The 17,517-nt window shown below is 59.6% G+C and carries 18 protein-coding genes; 10 read left to right on the top strand and 8 right to left on the bottom strand.

The window, feature by feature from the left end:
* Positions 1 to 603 precede the first annotated feature (603 nt).
* Positions 604 to 1,902, bottom strand: a complete 1,299-nt coding sequence (locus HYP802_RS0108195; RefSeq protein ID WP_013946696.1) for a polysaccharide deacetylase family protein — start codon at positions 1,900 to 1,902, stop codon at positions 604 to 606.
* Between the two features lie 221 nt (positions 1,903 to 2,123).
* Between HYP802_RS0108195 and HYP802_RS0108190 the strand changes: the two genes are divergently transcribed.
* Complete coding sequence (locus tag HYP802_RS0108190; RefSeq protein WP_013946695.1) at positions 2,124 to 2,453, top strand: hypothetical protein; 330 nt, start codon at positions 2,124 to 2,126, stop codon at positions 2,451 to 2,453.
* Between the two features lie 231 nt (positions 2,454 to 2,684).
* On the top strand, positions 2,685 to 3,200 hold the full coding sequence (locus HYP802_RS0108185) for a polymer-forming cytoskeletal protein (RefSeq protein ID WP_013946693.1): 516 nt from the start codon (positions 2,685 to 2,687) through the stop codon (positions 3,198 to 3,200).
* 88 nt (positions 3,201 to 3,288) lie between these two features.
* Here HYP802_RS0108185 and HYP802_RS0108180 read toward each other — a convergent pair whose 3' ends face one another.
* Positions 3,289 to 3,603, bottom strand: a complete 315-nt coding sequence (locus HYP802_RS0108180; protein ID WP_013946692.1) for a hypothetical protein — start codon at positions 3,601 to 3,603, stop codon at positions 3,289 to 3,291.
* Between the two features lie 209 nt (positions 3,604 to 3,812).
* Between HYP802_RS0108180 and HYP802_RS0108175 the strand changes: the two genes are divergently transcribed.
* Complete coding sequence (locus HYP802_RS0108175; RefSeq protein WP_013946690.1) at positions 3,813 to 4,778, top strand: magnesium transporter CorA family protein; 966 nt, start codon at positions 3,813 to 3,815, stop codon at positions 4,776 to 4,778.
* Between the two features lie 2 nt (positions 4,779 to 4,780).
* Here the strand turns inward: HYP802_RS0108175 and chrA are convergent, their stop codons facing one another.
* Positions 4,781 to 6,106: a chromate efflux transporter gene (chrA, locus tag HYP802_RS0108170; RefSeq protein WP_013946689.1), complete on the bottom strand. Its 1,326-nt coding sequence runs from the start codon at positions 6,104 to 6,106 to the stop codon at positions 4,781 to 4,783.
* 612 nt (positions 6,107 to 6,718) lie between these two features.
* On the opposite strand from chrA, the gene HYP802_RS0108165 reads away from it, so the two are divergent.
* Both HYP802_RS0108165 and HYP802_RS22830 read left to right on the top strand, forming a co-directional pair.
* Positions 6,719 to 7,246 carry a septal ring lytic transglycosylase RlpA family protein gene (locus HYP802_RS0108165; protein WP_013946687.1) on the top strand — a complete coding sequence of 176 codons (528 nt, stop codon included), beginning with the start codon at positions 6,719 to 6,721 and terminating at the stop codon, positions 7,244 to 7,246.
* A 115-nt stretch (positions 7,247 to 7,361) separates the two neighbouring features.
* On the top strand, positions 7,362 to 8,060 hold the full coding sequence (locus tag HYP802_RS22830) for a septal ring lytic transglycosylase RlpA family protein (protein ID WP_013946686.1): 699 nt from the start codon (positions 7,362 to 7,364) through the stop codon (positions 8,058 to 8,060).
* Here HYP802_RS22830 and HYP802_RS0108155 read toward each other — a convergent pair.
* Entirely contained in the window at positions 8,039 to 8,422 is a 384-nt protein-coding gene (locus HYP802_RS0108155) for a lysozyme inhibitor LprI family protein (protein WP_013946685.1), read from the bottom strand. The genes HYP802_RS22830 and HYP802_RS0108155 overlap by 22 nt on opposite strands.
* Positions 8,423 to 8,655: 233 nt before the next feature.
* Between HYP802_RS0108155 and HYP802_RS0108145 the strand changes: the two genes are divergently transcribed.
* Positions 8,656 to 9,453 carry a helix-turn-helix transcriptional regulator gene (locus tag HYP802_RS0108145; protein WP_013946684.1) on the top strand — a complete coding sequence of 266 codons (798 nt, stop codon included), beginning with the start codon at positions 8,656 to 8,658 and terminating at the stop codon, positions 9,451 to 9,453.
* Positions 9,454 to 9,559: 106 nt separating this feature from the next.
* On the opposite strand, the gene HYP802_RS0108140 is transcribed toward HYP802_RS0108145, so the two are convergent.
* From HYP802_RS0108140 to HYP802_RS0108130, 3 genes are all read right to left on the bottom strand, one after another.
* The gene (locus tag HYP802_RS0108140) at positions 9,560 to 10,078 is read right to left on the bottom strand and encodes a DUF3280 domain-containing protein (protein ID WP_013946683.1); all 519 of its coding nucleotides are present in this window, start codon (positions 10,076 to 10,078) and stop codon (positions 9,560 to 9,562) included.
* A gap of 98 nt (positions 10,079 to 10,176) precedes the next feature.
* The gene (locus tag HYP802_RS0108135; protein WP_013946682.1) at positions 10,177 to 11,274 is read right to left on the bottom strand and encodes a patatin-like phospholipase family protein; all 1,098 of its coding nucleotides are present in this window, start codon (positions 11,272 to 11,274) and stop codon (positions 10,177 to 10,179) included.
* Positions 11,275 to 11,593: 319 nt separating this feature from the next.
* Positions 11,594 to 12,499, bottom strand: coding sequence for a metallophosphoesterase (locus HYP802_RS0108130; protein WP_013946680.1), 906 nt, complete (start codon positions 12,497 to 12,499; stop codon positions 11,594 to 11,596).
* Between the two features lie 95 nt (positions 12,500 to 12,594).
* On the opposite strand from HYP802_RS0108130, the gene HYP802_RS0108125 reads away from it, so the two are divergent.
* The 4 genes from HYP802_RS0108125 (at position 12,595) to HYP802_RS23565 (ending at position 16,541) form a co-directional block, all read left to right on the top strand.
* Complete coding sequence (locus HYP802_RS0108125) at positions 12,595 to 13,047, top strand: NUDIX domain-containing protein (RefSeq protein ID WP_013946679.1); 453 nt, start codon at positions 12,595 to 12,597, stop codon at positions 13,045 to 13,047.
* A 49-nt stretch (positions 13,048 to 13,096) separates the two neighbouring features.
* Positions 13,097 to 13,615: an N-acetyltransferase gene (locus HYP802_RS0108120; protein ID WP_013946678.1), complete on the top strand. Its 519-nt coding sequence runs from the start codon at positions 13,097 to 13,099 to the stop codon at positions 13,613 to 13,615.
* A 174-nt stretch (positions 13,616 to 13,789) separates the two neighbouring features.
* Positions 13,790 to 15,982, top strand: a complete 2,193-nt coding sequence (locus tag HYP802_RS0108115; protein ID WP_024275522.1) for a DUF1217 domain-containing protein — start codon at positions 13,790 to 13,792, stop codon at positions 15,980 to 15,982.
* Positions 15,983 to 16,232: 250 nt separating this feature from the next.
* Positions 16,233 to 16,541 (top strand): hypothetical protein, encoded by a 309-nt coding sequence (locus HYP802_RS23565; RefSeq protein ID WP_013946676.1) that lies wholly within the window; start codon positions 16,233 to 16,235, stop codon positions 16,539 to 16,541.
* 16 nt (positions 16,542 to 16,557) lie between these two features.
* On the opposite strand, the gene HYP802_RS0108105 is transcribed toward HYP802_RS23565, so the two are convergent.
* Complete coding sequence (locus HYP802_RS0108105) at positions 16,558 to 17,394, bottom strand: hypothetical protein (RefSeq protein ID WP_155831187.1); 837 nt, start codon at positions 17,392 to 17,394, stop codon at positions 16,558 to 16,560.
* Positions 17,395 to 17,517: the final 123 nt, after the last annotated feature.

Below are 17,517 nucleotides of genomic sequence, written 5' to 3'. Positions count from 1 at the left end.
TTCAAAGCGCGCGAACAGTGTCAGCTTATCTCATCTTTCAACAACAGAGAGGAGGTGATCCGATGTCGAGTGGGATCTTGAGGCGGTCGATGTCGAGGTCGCTCGGGCTTGCACACGGAACTCTCCTGGAGTGCGCCTGACACCTTAAGCGGCAGACATTGCAACTCCGCTTTCAGACGATGATCTCACGGGGCCGCTCTCACGAGCGGCCCTTCTCTTTGCGTAGTTCCCTCCGAAAGCAGCTATCCACAAGACTATAGTCTGAGTACTGAATATTCATTTTGTTGTATCCAATACGCCACACGATTTTGGATTCGAGCAAAACTGATTCGTTTTCTGTGGAAGCCCCCGTCAAGGTCCAATAGCGTCCTTCTCGTGGGCAGTCGATCGGGGGGTCGATTGGGGGACCAAGCCCACATGATGCCGGAAACGCTACGTCTCTGATTATCAGCGTCAGACCGTGGTGAACGCCCAAGAACTTGCCGTCGCGCTGTTGTGCGCTCGGGCAGAAAGCTTGGTTTGCGGCGGGCCCGGGGGGGCCTTACAGGGCGTCCAAAATGAAATGGGTGGCAGACCCTGCCACCCATTTCATTTTTGTCGGCACTATTCGCCGAACCAGAACTGCCACGTCTCTTTCAGCTTCTCGGATATCGATTTTGGTGGCTCGCCCGGATGCGCGGGCTCAAGCGCGTCGACCTTCTTTGGCTCATCGATATGCGCTGTCCCCGAAACCGTCTTCACAGGCGCGGTCTCGGCCGCCGCGACAACGCTCACGGGCTTTGCCGCGCCGTCGCCTGTCTCCGACACAGTCGCCACCGGAGATTTGATCTCCTGAGGCACGGGGGCCGCAGAAGATTGCTTTCCCGGAGCGGGCGCCGCTTCAGGAACGGATTGTGGAGCGGGCGGCGTCGCCGGAAAAGCCGGAAGCGGCGCAGCAGCCGGAGCGGACGACGCGGCTTCAGGTGACGGCGGCGCCGGCAGCCCCTCTGGCTCGCCGTTTTCCGATGAAGATGGCGCTTCGCTTGGCGGCGGTGTTCCTCCGACTGTCTTGACGATGCTCGAAAGCGGCTTCTCGGCGCCGACTTGCGGCAAGCCTTTCGCTTCCTTCTCGATGGCTTGATCGTATTCCGCCACCGTCGTCACCGGAAACTTCGCCGTCATGTGGACGATCTTGTAGCCCTTGGCCTTGAGCTGCGCGAGCAACATCGGCACGGCCTTCGCGGTCGTTTTATGAATATCATGCATCAAGAGGATGCCCTTGCCCCTCTTGTCGAGCTTCTGCATCAGCGACTTGACGAGATGATCAGCCGTTTGCGGCTTGTAGTCGACGCTGTCGATGTCGGTCGAAAAGATCGCGATGTTGCGCTTGCCGAGATATGCGACGGCCTCCTGCGTATCGACGAGCGTTGGAAACCGGAAGAAGGGTGCTATGGGACCACCGACCGCGCGGTGCACTGCGCTGACGCCGCGCTCGATCTCATCCTTGCCCGCATCGAAGGTCTTGAGCTTGGCAATCGCCTTGTGGCTCCACGTGTGTGTTCCGACCGTATGTCCGGCCTTCGCCACCTCGCGAATGATCTCCGGATAGCCCAGCGCCATTTTCCCGATCGAGAAGAACGTCGCCTTGACGCATTCGTCATTCAGCGCCTTGAGGACCGCTTCGGTCGTGTACTTTTGCGGACCATCGTCGAATGTCAGGACGACTTCCTTGTCCTGTAGGAAGTCGTACGCCTTGTAGTGCTCCATTCCGAAGCCCGGCCCGCCGGTCGTATCGATCTCGACGGTGCGGGAAACGCCAAGCGTACCCGGACGCGGACACGCCGCTTCATCTGCCGCCGACGCCGGGCCATGCCCGAGAAGCGCCGTTAAGATAATGGCGAGCCCCACTCGGTGAATGACCATGACGACCTCCCCTTTTTGTTAACGAATCTAGCAGACTCCCGCGCTGTCGGAAGCCCAGACCCGCAGATTCTGCAGGGTACGTCGCATTAAGGCGTCAGGGATTGGATCGCGCCGAGCAAAAGAGGCAGCCGTTCAGCCAATTGCCGCATGGAAAAATGCGAACCAAAAGCTCACTTCGTCAGTTTTGAAAGCGTAGCAACAGAAACGAGAAGAGTATTGTCATGACGGCATTTTCCCGTCCCCTCATCGCAGTCACGGCAGCGCTGGCTTCGATGCTGGCGGTCTCCGTAACAGCCAACGCCTTCCCGGCTACAAAGCCCGGCGCACCCGCTGCGCCGTCCAACCTAATCAAGGTCCATGACCGGTACGACCGGAATGGCCGCCCTATTTATCACCGTCACTATCACCGGGGCCGTAATGTTGTGCATGCGCCCTTCACGCGCGTGGAAAGCGGACGCCGGACAGTCGTCGATGCACCGTTCGCACACGTCTACAGCGATCGCCACGGCAGAACGCACGTCGTCGCGCCGTTCGTGAATTACTGGGATTGATCGACACGAATTCACTATGGGAAATCCAAAGCGGGCCTCGCCAAACGCGATGGCCCGTTTCTCTTTTGATCAAGCGTCTTAACGATTGCTGCCCCGGCCCGCCGAATTCTGCGCCGCGGCGAAACAATCCTAGCGCCAGTGCCGACTTGGACATAATGTACCCTAACTAGCGTGATGCTGTGCCTCAGCGGGAAGGGCGACAGCAGTTCTTTTTTGTTTGGGGGTAGACCGATGTTCAACCGCGTAGCGACGCCGGAACCACGCGTCGCAGAGCCAGCCAAGACACTCACGCCACACGCTTCATCGATCCCATCGATGGCACCCAAGACCCCGGCACCGCCGCTTTTCGGCTCGCCGATCCAGCAGACCGCCAGTCACTCACACACCCACGCCATCGACGCGCCGACATCGGTCCTCGGACAGGACATCACCATCTCGGGCCAGCAGCTCGTGATCAAGACGAAGGGCTCGCTGCTCATCGCCGGGCACATCCAGGGCGATGTTCATGGCGAAGCTGTCACCGTCGGTGAAACGGGCAGCGTCGCCGGCACCATCACGGCACGCACCATCACGGTGCAGGGCGAAGTCAGCGGCGCCCTCAAGGGCTCGTCCGTGAACCTCAACGCCACCTCGCGCGTTGACGGCGACATCATCAAGCAGACACTCTCGATCGACGAAGGCGCCCAGTTCGACGGCAGCGTCCGCCGCGCCAAGGACATCAGCGAAGTGACGCCAGATCTCGGCTGAGATCTGACGTTTTTTCGACGCCATCCCGGTGATGATCGTACCAAGCGATCATCACCTTTTTTATGCCTGGCGGCCTACGATAGCGGCGTCAGTAAAATCCGCGCCCCGGCACCGGCGTGACCTCGCTGCAGGTCTCTTTGATCCGGATATCCTGGCCGATGAAACGGCAAAGACGCTGCTTGAACATCGGGTTGTTTCGAACCTCCGCCGCTGTCGCCTTAAACCCATATTCATGGGCTACCTGGGCAACCAGTGCGTCCTGGCAGTAGGGCGTGGAAAGCCAAGAGCCCTGCACCAGCTGAAAGCCGTTCTTGCACTGAATTCCTCCGGCGCCGGCCGACGTCGCCAATCCGCAAAATAGAATTCCGGCCACACCAGCAACGATCATCAATCGCGGAGACATGGAAGCCGCTCCAATTAAAGATGCATTCGTCATATCGGACTCGCGACCGCCGAGCAAAGCCCGAAACGCCGACGGCTGGAACAAGCTCGGCCGTTCGGCGGGCTTGTTCGGCTCTGGGACGCCGTGGAATGGCTGCGCCCCGAACTTGAGGCCTATCGACGGCGTTCTAGCATCCACGCCGCACGCATTTCACAGCAAGGTTGAAATCAATGATAACGGTCTATGACGCCCTCGGCAGCAAATTGATCAAGCGCACAGAGCCGGGCGATCTTGCGTCGAGCGTGTGGATCGACCTGATTAATCCCGGCGAAAACGAAGACAAGTGCATTGAGGACGCTCTCGGCATCGAAATCCCGACCCGCTCCGAAATGCGCGAGATCGAAGCGTCGAACCGCTTCTACTCGGAGAACGGCGCCTACTACATGACGAGCATTATCCTGCATCACAACGCACAGGATATGCCGATGACGTCGGTCATCACGTTCATTTTGTCCGGCAACCGCCTCGTCACCGTGCGCTACGCCGAGCCGAAGGCCTTTCCGGTTTACGTCACCCGCGCCGCGAAAGGTGACGCCGATTGCGTGACTGGCGCGGGCGTCATGATCGGCCTGCTCGAAATGCTGATCGAGCGCGAAGCCGACCTGATCGAACGCGTGCAAGATGAAATCGAACTCATCGCCCCACTCGTCTTCGCTCAAAAGGGACAGGCCGCACACAACCGGCGACTGGACGTTTTACTCAGGACGGTCGGCAAGGAAGGCGACATCACCGCGAGAGCGCAGGAAAGCGCCATGTCGCTTCACCGCCTGTCGCTCTATTTCGCCAATGCCGCTCGCGAACGCCAGGACGACACGCGCGTGCTCGGTCGCATCGAAGCCGCCAACCATGACATCCTATCGCTGATGGAAAGCATGCGCTTTCTCTCGGCCCGCACCAGCTTTCTGCTCGATGCGACGCTTGGCATGATCTCGACGGAGCAGAACCAGATCATCAAGCTGTTCTCGGTCATGGCCGTGATGCTGATGCCACCGACCCTCGTCGCCTCGATCTACGGCATGAATTTCAAAGTCATGCCGGAGCTCGATTTCCCGTTCGGGTATCCGATGGCCCTCGTCTTGATGTTCATCTCGGGCCTGATCCCGTTCCTCTATTTCAAGAAGAAGGGTTGGCTCTGACGTCACATCGCCCAAGCCAGCAGCAACGATGCCAAGGCTGAAACGCCGAGCGTCGTCACGATTCCGAGGCGAAAAACGAACAGCAGCACGGCGGCAAGAACCGCCAATCCGACAGCCCGGACATCGACGCTGGCCAGTAAGGGCACGTCGAGCCGCGCCGGCCCGAACCCCACTTCCGCCTGCGCCCTGAAGAACACATGCAGCGCAAACCAGAGCGACAGATTGAAGATGACGCCGACGACGGCCGCCGTGATCATTGATAAGGCCGCTTTCAGCTTCGGCGCCGCTTTCAGCCACTCGATATACGGCGCACCGGCGAAGACATAGAGAAAGCACGGCGCAAACGTCGCCCACAGCGTAACAAAAGCGCCAAGCACTCCGAACAGCCACGCTGGGCCGCCGCCATGTCTTGCCGCCGCAAGGTAGCCGACGAACTCGGTAACGAGGATCAGCGGTCCCGGCGTCGTCTCGGCGAGACCCAGTCCGTCCAGCATTTCGCCGGGCCTGAGCCACCCGTATTTTTCGACGACGTCCTGAGCCATATAGGCGAGCACGGCATAAGCCCCGCCAAACGTTACGACTGCCAGCTTCGAAAAAAAGAGGGCAAGCCGCGCCAGCACATGATCGAACCCGAAAACCAGCGCCACGGCCAGCAGCGGCAGGAGCCAAACTGCCAGCCAAAGCCCGATCGTCTTAAGCGTGGATGCGATCGGCACAACCAAATTCGACGCCGTCGCTGATGCGGAACTGCCGCCGCCGGAAACCAGTGTCCGGCCCCAGCCCGCCAGCGCCGCCGCCAGCACGATGAGCGGAAACGGCACCTTGAACAGAAAGATCCCAATGAACGATGCCGTAGCGACTAGCCATTCCGTCCGGCTCGTCAGCGCGCGCCGTGCGATCCGCCACAGCGCTTCGGCGACTATCGCCAGCACCGCCGCCTTGATCCCCTCGAACAGGGTGGCAACGATCGGCACCTGCCCGAAGTTGCCATAGAGAATGGAGATCGCGAGGATCAGCAGGGCGCCCGGCAGAACGAACAGCAGCCCAGCCGTCAGACCGCCACGCACGCCATGCATCCGCCATCCTGCATAGGTCGCGAGTTGCATCGCCTCCGGACCGGGCAGCAATGTGCAGAAGTTCAGCGCCAGTAGGAACGTCCCCTCGTCCAGCCATCGCTTCTGATCGACGAGGACCTTGTGCATCAGAGCGATCTGTCCGGCGGGACCGCCAAACGACATCAGCCCAATACGCAGCCAAACCGCGCGTGCCTCCGCGAATGATGGCGTCGGCACCGGCTGTTCGTGCTGCTGTCGCCGGACATCCGCCATCGCATTCGATCCATCTCATCGCGCTAATCTCTCGCGCTTGGACGGCCAATAACATGCGCGGACGTCTCACGACACGGCAGCCGACGAGAGCTCGGCGACGAGATTTAAAAGTGCATTTTCGAAAACGGGTAATCGGCGCATACGGAGCGTCCGTCCAGGCCGATCGAGATAGGCTTTTGATTGGTAAACGAAATATGACAAATGGCCTGTTAAGATTTTTGTTCCGTGAAAGATTGTTAAATTCTGCGACCTGGCGTCGCGCAACCTAAAGATGCAGTTAAAATAAATGATATATTTCCGACAGTTACCAATTATGGTTAAAAAGTGTTAGCAGCAACGGGTTGACCGCGGGAGCCAGTCGGTGCTCGTTGGCCGCTGCCAGGACGGGGGTAACCCCAGTCAACAAGCACGGGCAGCAGTACGAACTGGGTTCTGGAGTTCAGTAACGGGTCACACGGGGTTTCCGATACAGGGGCAACTTTCTCCCAACATACACGGACGGTGCCGCCACCGAGGCGGTTGACCCGTGATCGCTGAAGAAAGCGGATCACGGGCGGGGGAAACCGCCCATTCGACCCGAAACCACTGCTGCTCCTGATGAAGGAGTGCATTATGCGTTCAACTATCGCGGTAGCCGCGTTCACGTTGGCGGGGATCACAGCGGCAGCCATGCCCGCAAACGCGGCCTGGAAGTGCGAAGGCGCAGCCTATGTCTGCGGGCATTCTCACAAGAAAGCCGTCTATCGCAAGTCGTCGTATAAGTCCTACCACAAGTCTTCTAAGTCGCGGTATGCCCGCAACGTATCTCGCAAGCACTATGCACAGGGTTCGTCGCGTAAGCGTCACTATGCTTCTGGCGGCGGCGGTGGCGGCATGGCGTCGTACTACTGGCAGGGCCAGCAAACCGCTTCGGGCGCGCGCTTCAATCCGGACGGTCTGACGGCCGCCCACCGCACGCTGCCATTTGGCACGCGCGTTCGCGTCACGAACCAGTCGAACGGCCAGTCCGTCGTTGTCACCATCAACGATCGCGGTCCGTTTGTCGGCGGTCGCGTCATCGACCTGTCGCGCGGCGCAGCCCGCGCCATCAACATGACCGGTGCCGGCGTGGCCCGTGTTTCGTTGCAGGTCTTGAACTAAAGACGCTTATGCTCTGACTAAAACGACGGGAGGCGTTGGATAACCTGCGCCTCCCGACGTTTTTCCGCCATTAGAATCGTCATAATCACAGTGATTCGGGGATGTTCCGGGGGGAATGTGCGTGCGCCGAAGCACTCGTGTGGCTTATGTTGCCGTTTTAGTGAGTTCAGCCGTTTTCGCTGGAAGCGGCTTATCACAGGCTCAATCGCTTTCAGAAGCTCTGTCAGGGCCGGCAAGCAACGCTGCCGTCGCGACGTCGGCGGCCACAACATCGGCCGCCACCGCATCCGTCGGCGTCTGGGCCACGAACACCCAGCCCGAGCCTGATCCGCCGAAACCGCCCGCCATCAAATTCGATCACTGGCGAGCCAAGATCACACTGAACAAGCCGGCGATCAAACGCGTCAAGGCCACCGCCACAGTGGCTACCCCGCCGTTCGGCCTGCACGGTCCGATTACCGAGGGCACCGCTAAGAGCCATGCCATGAAGGGCATCGCTTCGTATTACGGCTCCGGCAAGAAGACGGCTTCCGGCGAAGCGTTCGATCCGAACGCCCTTACCGCCGCCCACCGGACGCTGCCCTTCGGAACGCGTGTCCGCATTACGCGGGTCGACACCGGACAAAGCGTCATCGTTCGCATCAACGACCGCGGCCCATTCAAACCAGGCCGCGTCATTGATTTGTCTCGCAGAGCCGCCGAAGACCTCTCGATGACGGATAAGGGCCTGACTGCCGTGAAACTCGAAGTCGTCGACCGGCAGGATCCGCCCCACGTCGTCGAAAACCTCGATCAACGTTCGGTGCGCCGGTAAACCTGCTCAAGGCGCGCCTCCAGCACGCTGATCTGATCGAGATACGCACCTTTGATACATTCCGTATCGCGCCCACACGCGTCACGCGCATCGAGAAATTGCCGCTGATAGGCTTTGAGACCGTTGCGCTGGTAGCGGGTGCCGTAAGCGGCCTTCAAATCCCGATAGAGTTCGTTCATCCGCTCATCGAGCGCCGATAGCCGGCCGCTGCCGCAGATGGTCATCTCGGATGCGAATTCGGCGTTCCGGCAATCGAACTCCTGCGCCGCGGCTCGCCCAACGCTGCCCGCCATGATGGCGAGCGCCAGCAGCGAGCCCATAGAAATCGCCGCCGCCAATTTTAAAGTAACCGTGTCCGACATGGTGCCCATCTCCTCGGGTTGCGCGCTAAAGCGGCGCGCCGCGTCACCCCAGCGGTGACGACGCGAGAAGAATGCCGAATGCACAGCGGAAACATGAGCCCGTCAGGCCCCAGTAAGCGGCAACCGGAAGAAGCCGGGAATTGACCTCCGATTCCGATTGCTTCCAGGCGGAAAAAATCGGTATTTTCCGGCAACGGCGGCGTTCCGCCGCCACGCATCGAAACTCGTGGGCCATGAAAAAAGTCGCCGACCAGATTGCGCCCGCCACCACTCGCTCCGAGGCGCTCGACCGCATCAAGACGGCGATGGTCGAAAAAAAGCTCACGCAAGCCGAACTCGCCGACGCCGCCGACTGCCACGAAAAGACGATCCAAAATTTGCTCGGCGGCCGTTCCGTCCGCGACCAGACGCTGTTTGACGTCTGTATGGTGCTCGGCCTCGATTTCCATGGCCTGCGTGACGCTTGGCACGGCGAAACGGTCGCCGTCGAAAGCGCCAGCGGTCCGCTCGAATTTGCGCGCAACGGCGGCGGCATCGCGCCGATCTACATGGGCGCCTACACACAAGCTGCCGTCGACCATTACATCGGCAGCTACCTGACGCTTCGGCGCTCGTTCTCGCTGCCCGATACCATCGTCGCCTATCGCACCGACATCAGTTGGGACCCGGAATGGCCGAGCCTGCTCTTCCAGGAGCGTGACCGGCCGGACGCCCCGTATGCCCATCGCGGCCGGCTCTACATTCCGGCATCATCGAGCTTCATCCACCTCGTCTCGCTGACGAAAGGCGCGATGCGCATGGTCGTCGTCTCCCAGCTCGATCGCGCGGGAGAGATGCGCGGCATCATCACGACACTGAACAAACAGCGCGCGACCTTCATCCCGGTCGCAACGCCCATTCTGTATTCCCAGCGCCAGAACTTCGACGGTGACACCTTCGGCGAAGTCACGCCGAAGAACAAAGCTTATGCGGAATACAAACGCCTGCTCGATGAAACCATCGCTGAAGGCTACGCCAAACTCGTCGGATGACTCTGCGGCCCAGTCGCTGTCATCTTCCCCCAAAAAGGAAATGGCCGCGAAAGGCGGCCATCCACGCAAAATTATAGGTTCCGCACCGAAGACGGCGGCACTTGCGCTACGACTTCCGTTCAAAGAAGTAATTGTCGAGCAGGTATTTCAGACTGCGTGACCACGATTCATCCGTGTTGCCGCGAATATCGACACTCTTGATGAACGTATATTTGTCTGTCGCCACGTCGGCGATATAGACATTCATATTCAGGATCAGGTTTGAAACTTTCTGCACCATGATCCACGCGACGCGATCGGCTTTCAATGTCTTGCCGTAATCGGCCTCGCAGCCACCGCAATGCCCGACGGACTGTCCGCGCGCGATCTCGGCGCGAATATCGTCCGTCAACGGCACGATTTTATAGTCGCCGGACGTTGCCAGCGCATCGGTGAACTGCTTACCGATCGCCGCCATCCGCTTGCGCTCTGCATCGGTCGTCGGCTCCAAGCCTTCGTTGTCGTTTTGGATGCGCACGCCGAGGAAAGCCAAGCGCAACGGCGCGGCCTCAGCAATTGAAATCGGCAACAACGGCAGCAATAACGCCGCCATCAACGCCACAAAGAGAGTTCTGCGATTGATCATTGCTCGTATTCCTTCGAATTCCGAAAGGAATACCGCCGCGGGACCGATTTGTTGCAGGCAAATCCCACGATTGTGACCGGGAGATTTGCCCGACGAAGCTACTTCGCGCGTTTAACGCCACCGCCGAGGCCACGACGCCCGGTGTGCCGCTTCGGCGTGGAAACCGTGCGGAACTGCACGCCATCTTCGACTGGTGGAAAGAAGTAGTTCGCGAGGTCCACGGTTTCGAGCCGGCCGACGGCAGAACGAGCAACGTCCATCCACTTCTCCGCATGGTCGCGCCCGGCGCCGTGCAGATACGTGATGACATCCCAATCGGGCTGCATCGTCGTCTCGGGATTGAGTGTGCCCGTGATCGGACCACCGTCGATCAAATGAAAGCGATGTCGGCAGATCGGCGCCAAACGGCCCTTTGCCATGAGCGGCCCGGACGTTTCGCGCACCGCCGTCACGACTTCGATATCGCGCAACAGCGGCGCATTGAATGTCAGCCTGTTGGCGTGATTGGAAATATCGCGCGCCGTCGTGGGCAGATGTTCATTCACGCGCGGCGACACCATCACCAGCAGCGTATCGGGAACCGGGCTTTCGCTCGCCAGCGTCACGATATCGGGATTGGCCGAAAAGCCGCCGTCCCAATAGGCCGCGCCTTCGATTTCTACGGCGTGATGCATGACCGGGAGACAGGCGGACGCCAATACCGCGTCGACGGTGATCTCATCTTCGCGGAAAAGACGTGCGCGGCCCGTTGCAACATGCGTCGCAGCAATCAGCAGCTCGACCGGCGAGCGCGTGCGGATCAGATCGAAATCGACATGCTCGGTAATCAGCCGGCGGAGCGGATCGAAGCCCAGCGGATTGAATTCGTATGGCGACAGCATCGTCGCGAGATGCGTCGTCAATTGCGTCGGACGAACCAATCCGTTCAGAAACGGATTGAGACGGGTGAGATCCGGCACACCGGCTTGATGGATCGCATGCCAGATCTTGTAGAGCTTCTCGCGCGCTTTGGCACGAGAACCTTCAGCCAGACCGGCTGCAAGCGCTACCGCATTGACGGCACCAGCACTCGTTGCGCTGATCCATCCGAACTGTAGCGTTTCATCCTCCAACAGACGGTCGAGAACGCCCCACGTGAAGGCGCCGTGTGCTCCACCGCCCTGAAGGGCGAGATTGATTTCGACAGGTTTAGGCAAATTGCAGTGCTCCCCGCAGGCCACCTAAAAATGAAAGCCAGCGCGTCTTCATATCATGACCGCTCGCGGCGAGCTTGTGTCAATGGCGCCGCGTCAGAACGACAGGCTTTCACCCAGATTATGCACTAGCGCGTAAATATAACACACGCGCTGCACGTCTTTCCTGCCCATCGCATGGGCGGCCACGCTGTCACACTTGCTCAGAACACAAGCATACGTGCGCTGCATAGAGAGAAGACGCGTCACGATGAGGCATCGCAACGCTGCTTTCGTTTGCGCGTGGCATATGGCCGCGACACGGAAATGCGCTGCCTGAAATTTATGCCGGCGCCTTCAACACCGTTTCGCTGATCTTCCTGACCGCGCTTTCCGGCCCATCGATACCGCGCACGATATGACGAATGCGCAATCCCTTTTCGTTTTTAAAGAACGTGAAGAGATTGTAGTTCGCAGGCGGCTCTTCACCATGCGCCATCGCCGCTGACGCCGATGCTGCGCCGATGATCGGAACGGCTTTGCCGCGCGAATGCAGCCAATCGAGCCGCGGCTGATGATTGTGTCCATAGAGCACGAGTTCAGCATTCCCGCGTTCGAGCAAATGCGAAAGATGCGCCGCATCGCTCAATGCCCGTCGTGTCGGCGCGAGATCCGGCAATGGCGGATGATGGATCAGCACAACGCGAATGACGCCTTCTTGGCCAAGCGCATCGAGAAGCTCGCTGGCAATTTCGAGTTGATGGCGACCAAGCTTACCGCCGGCATAAAAAGGCGGTGTCTCGACGGCCGAGTTCAAGCCGACGAGCGCGAGCGGCCCGACGCGGCGGACGAACGGAAATGCCAGCGTGTCGTCTTCATCGCCCATATACTGCGCCCACCGCCCAATTCCGGCATGGCCATGCAGGCTCGAATAAATGTCGTGGTTGCCGGGAACGACCGTCACGTTCCGAGGCGCCCCGACGGTCCTCAGCCAACCGAGCGCCGCCTCGTACTCTCCCGGCAACCCCAGATTGATGAGGTCGCCCGTGATGGCGATATGATCGGGCCTCAACGCTTTCGCGTCCGCCACTAGTCTGTCGACGACCGAACGCACGTGAACGCGCCGCCGCTTGCGCATCCAATTGGCGTACCCGAGCAGACGTTTTGCATTCCAAAAAGGCCACGCTGCCCGCACGGTAGACGGCAGGTGCACATCGGAAAAATGCGCGAGCGTGAAAGCTTCGGTCATTGGCGGCAGGAACGATATATAGAGAAGCGCACGTCTAGATCACCCTGCGGATGGGAAATGTCCAGCGACGGGCATTGCCGAAGGAGAGTTTGCCGTTGAGAGAAGACATTCCGCTGCTCGGTCGATGGATTGCCCGCGTTTTTCAAAAGTATTGGCGGGTAGCGCGTGGACTGAACCTCTCCGTCGAAGCCTGTGTCATCGACGAAGCGGGGCGCACTCTTATGGTCCAAAACGAAAGTGGCAGCACCTGGGAATTGCCGGTGGGATCGGTTCATAACAGCGAAAATCTTGAAACGGCCCTCCGCCGCGTCCTGCGCGAGGTCGCCGGCATCGAGGTTAACGCCCAACCGGATCTGTCGTTCTTCTATGCTAGGGGGAAAAATGAGCAGACGGGTGTGTATCTCGTCCGCCATTGGCGGCGTGTAACCGCGCTCACCACCCGCGAGGTCGGTTTTTTCCCGATCCAATCCCTTCCGCCGGACACGGGCGCTCAGACGGCCGAGCGAATTCGCCGCTCCGTCGAGGATCGCATGGCGCCGGAAGTATGATAGAAGCCGCGGCTGCATTCCTTCGGCCTCCAGCTTTCTGTGTTCGCGCATGTCCCCGTCCCTGACCATCCGCCCCGCGCTTCCCGACGATATCGCCGAGATATCCAAGTTGCATGCGCGCGTATTCGGTCCGGGACGCTTCGCCCGCTCCGCCTATCGCGTGCGCGAGGGCAAGGGGCACCTGTCGCGGTTTTGCCTTGTCGCCTGCCTCGGCAAGACGATCATCGCCTCGATCCGCACGACCGAGATCGCCATTGGCGGCAAGACGGGCGCGGTCCTGCTCGGACCGATCGCCGTTGACAACGAACACCGCAGCCTAGGCCTCGGCAGTAAGCTGATCGCGGCGGCGCTGGAAGCTGCGCGCAACGGCGGCGCCCGCCTTATCGTGCTCGTCGGCGATCATCCCTATTACGGCCGCTTCGGCTTCAAGCCCGTGCCGATGGGCCAGATCATTTTTCCCGGCCCGGTCAATCCGCAGCGCATCCTGGCCTACGAACTCGCGGCCGACGCCCTCACCGAGTATCGCGGTCTTGTGGTTGCAGAGCCCCCTGCTCGAAAAACCGCCTGATCGGACCAAGGACGTCTGTGATCGTAACGCCCTCGTAACCGAATCGCCGGAGGATTCCGCGCGGGTATCATTACACGAGTTGTATCAAGCATCGAAACGCGGCAGGGGCAGGCCCACGCAAGCTGCCTCGGCGACAGTCCCCTCGATGTAAGCCACGGAATGGGAAAGCCGGCGATGACCTCAACGTATCTCCTCTATCAGAGCTACGCGGCCGACCTCTCCAAAACGCTTGCCCGCATCAGTTCTCAGTCGGACGTTTCCACCGCCGCGCAGTATTATCAAGACAACATCGGCAAGGTGAAGTCCGTCGATGACTTCCTGAACAATCAGCGCCTGTTCTCGTATGCGATGACGGCATACGGCCTGAGCGACATGGCCTACGCCAAAGCCTTCATGAAAAAGGTGCTGACCAGCGACCTGAGCGACAGCAGTAGCTTCGTCAACAAGCTCACCGATCCGCGCTTTCTCACCTTCGCCAAGGCCTATCAATTCTCGACCGACGGCACCGTCGCTCAGCAGGCAGTGACCGCTCAGAATACCAACGACGAAGACGATACGATTGATCTCTACACGCAGGCTCAGGTCAACAAAGCGACCTCAGCCCAGACCGAAGCGACGTACTATCAAGCCAACATCGGCAACATCACGTCCGTCGATCAGCTGATGGCAAACCCGCGCCTGTATGACGTCGCGGTCAGATCCTATGGCATCGATCCAGATCTTATTTCGAAATCGACGATTCGTGCCGTCCTAACGAGCGATCTGTCCGATCCCAACAGTGTCGCGAACACGCTGAACAATTCGAATTATAAGACGCTGGCGGCAGCCTTCAATTTCAATACCGACGGTAGCGTCAACGGCACGGCCCAGTCGGCAGCGAACACGGCCACAACCGTCTATCAATATTTCAACGCGACTGGCACGAACGCCAGCCAGCAGGCCGCCAACTACAAATCGCAGTACTACAAATCGACCATCGGCACGGTGTCCAATGTTGACGATTTCCTCGCCAACAACGCGCTCGTCGATGTTGCGCTGACAGCCTTTGGCCTCACCCCCAGCCTCACATCCAGAACACTATTGAAGCAGGTGCTGACGAGCGATCTCTCCGATCCCAACAGCATCGCCAATCAGCAAACCAACAAGGCCTACAAAAAGCTCGCCCAGGCCTTCAACTTCAACGCCGACGGTTCCATCAACGGCTCAATTCAAACTACAGATCAGCTCAACAATGTGGTCAATCTTTATTCGAACACCTTCGATGACAACCTGCAGGCCTCGAACGATCGCGCTATTACCGCGTATAAGAGCACGGTCGAAGGCATCACGACCGTCAGCGATCTGTTGAGCGGCACCGCATACTCTTTCATCATGGCCGCCTACGGGCTCAATTCCGATACGACGTCGAAATATACGCTGACCAAGATCCTGACGAGCGATCCCAACGATCCGCACAGCTTTGCCAACCAGTCGCACAACGCCGCCTACATCAAGCTGGCGCAGGATTTCAATTTCGACGCCAACGGCAATGCAAAAACGGCCAACGTTGCCCAGACCAACACCAATCTCGCGACAACGGTAACGGCATACACAAGCCACAACGGTGGCTCGGTCGCCTCCGGCGCGACAGCCACACAGCAGCAGACATTGGCTACAGCCGAAAGCAATTACTACACATCGACGATCGGCTCGATCACGAATGTCGACGACTTCCTGAAGGACCAGCGCCTAGTCAACTACGCGCTCGATGCCTACAATTTAAAGGACGCGAATCTTACCACTACGGATTTGCGCAAAATCCTGACCAGCGATCCGACCGACCCGAGCAGCTACATCAACAAGCCTGAAAATGCGAAGTATCGCGCTCTCGACGTCGCCTTCAATTTCGGGACAGACGGCAATACGCTCAGCGTGCCGATCAATCAGGTCCAGGATCGCAGCCAGATCGTCGCCACCAAGGACGGCTACGTCGAGCAGACGATGGAAACGCAAGCAGGCGACCAAAGCACTGGCGCACAGCTCGCGCTTTATTTCCTGAAAAAGGCCCCGACCATCACGTCAGCCTATCAGATCCTGGGCGACAAAGCGCTTCTGCAGTTCACCCAGACCGCCCTTGGCCTGTCGAGCTATATGTCGAATGCCGATATCGATACCCAGGCCACGATGATCACCAAGAAGCTCAACCTCGCAGACCTTCAAGACCCGAAAAAGCTGACCAAGCTCATCGCACAATTCTCAGCACTTTATGACATAAACAATTCCGACGTGACCTCGACTTCTCCCGTCCTCCAGATCCTGCAGGGCAGCTCCGGCTCGTCGAACGGCATCATCTCCATCGACCCGATCACAGTTCCGATCAGCTCCTGATCCTCGCAATTGCGGGGGGCCGTTTAACGGATTTGCGTCGTTTCGGATGTAATGTACGGCCGCCTGCACTGCGTGAACTCTGGGGTCGGCGCCCCTTTTCCCGCGTGGTTCAAGGCTCTTTGTCCCGCTTGTGCCCTTTAAGCAGCAGCCGAGAGGATACGGTCGGACGGTCTTTCCGTCTCCGGCGCCAGAGATTAATCTAGGATTGATCTTTGGCCGGATGTGCCACGCTCTCGCAGAGGACAGCCAGATGAGACCCCTCGCCATCACCAGTGCCGCCGCGGCCTTGCTGGCCCTGTCGGTTGGTGCGGCCAGCGCGGAACCCCGCTCAGGTTCGGGACCCCGCGGCCCAGCCGGAGACGTTCCGGTGGCGCCCGTCGATCGCTTAGGCCCAACCCTCCCGCCCGACACTATGCTCGGGCCGGATTCTGGCTGGAACGGAAGCAACAGCGGCGGTGCGGCCGGTCCCAACTATAATCTTGTTCAGCCGCTGTTCGGACCGCCCTTGCCGACGCTGCCGAAACCGCGCCGTAAGCCGCGCATCATCCTGGGCCAATAATCGGCCGGTCCTCACCTCACCAGCCGCCGAACCTCAGGCGGCCGGGCATGTTCTCGTCACGGCTCTTGCCGCCGCGGACGCCGCCATACCAAGCGGCCGCGAGGCCGATCAGTAGACCGATACCTGTCAGCAGCCCGGACAGCTCGGTGGCCTTCTTCGCTTGGTCGAGAGCTGCGACTGCATCCGCATAAGCCACATCAACTCGCGTCTCGGCATCGCTCAGCGGAATACCGGCTCTTGCCGCGACGATGTTTGCCACGAACGATTTATCCTTCGGCGCCATTCCGCCACTACCGACCGATTTCAGAAAAACGCCTTCGAGGGTGCGCGTTTCATCGGCCGTGAACAGTGGCACCGCCGCCGTCACCGGCTTGCCTTCGGGTGGCGCCGCCAGCGTCGACACGATTGCCGCCAGCGGGCTTGACGATGTTCGGTCCGAGAATTTGGCGACGGCCGACGTCGCGTGCAGAGCAAGACCGCTCGCGCCGACTGCGATCAGTCCCGCAAACAACACGCACACTGCCCACGCGACAAACCCTTGCACGCCGTCGCGAAATTCGACTTCGTCAGCGGGCACATCTGCAACACGCGGCCGCACGCGCGCCGCAACAAATCCGGCAATCAGGAACGAAGCGATCGTCGCGATCAAACTCCAAGCTGCCGCTACGCTTGCCGCCAATCCCGTGTGCGACTGACCCGGCCACGGCGACAGCAGCGACAAGCCCCCCGCAAGTCCAAGGGAAATAAGTACCAGAGAAAACGCTGAACCTGCTGCCGCCCCGGCGAGAATACCTCGCCAGCTCAGGAAGGATTCAGCTGGAGTCGTCGCCTCGATTTCGATGACATCGGCCATCTGCGCATCTCCTTCGATCATCTAAAACCCAGAAGGCTCAGAAGAAACGAAATGACCACGATTAGTCCGATCAGATAGATGATCTCGTGCACTGCACACGTCTCCTCGCCAAGATTCGAGGTT

This window comes from Hyphomicrobium sp. 802, assembly GCF_000526135.1.
Lineage (GTDB): Bacteria > Pseudomonadota > Alphaproteobacteria > Rhizobiales > Hyphomicrobiaceae > Hyphomicrobium_B.
The sequence above is the reverse complement of the archived record's forward strand: the minus strand, read 5'-3'. Positions and strand labels throughout refer to the sequence as shown.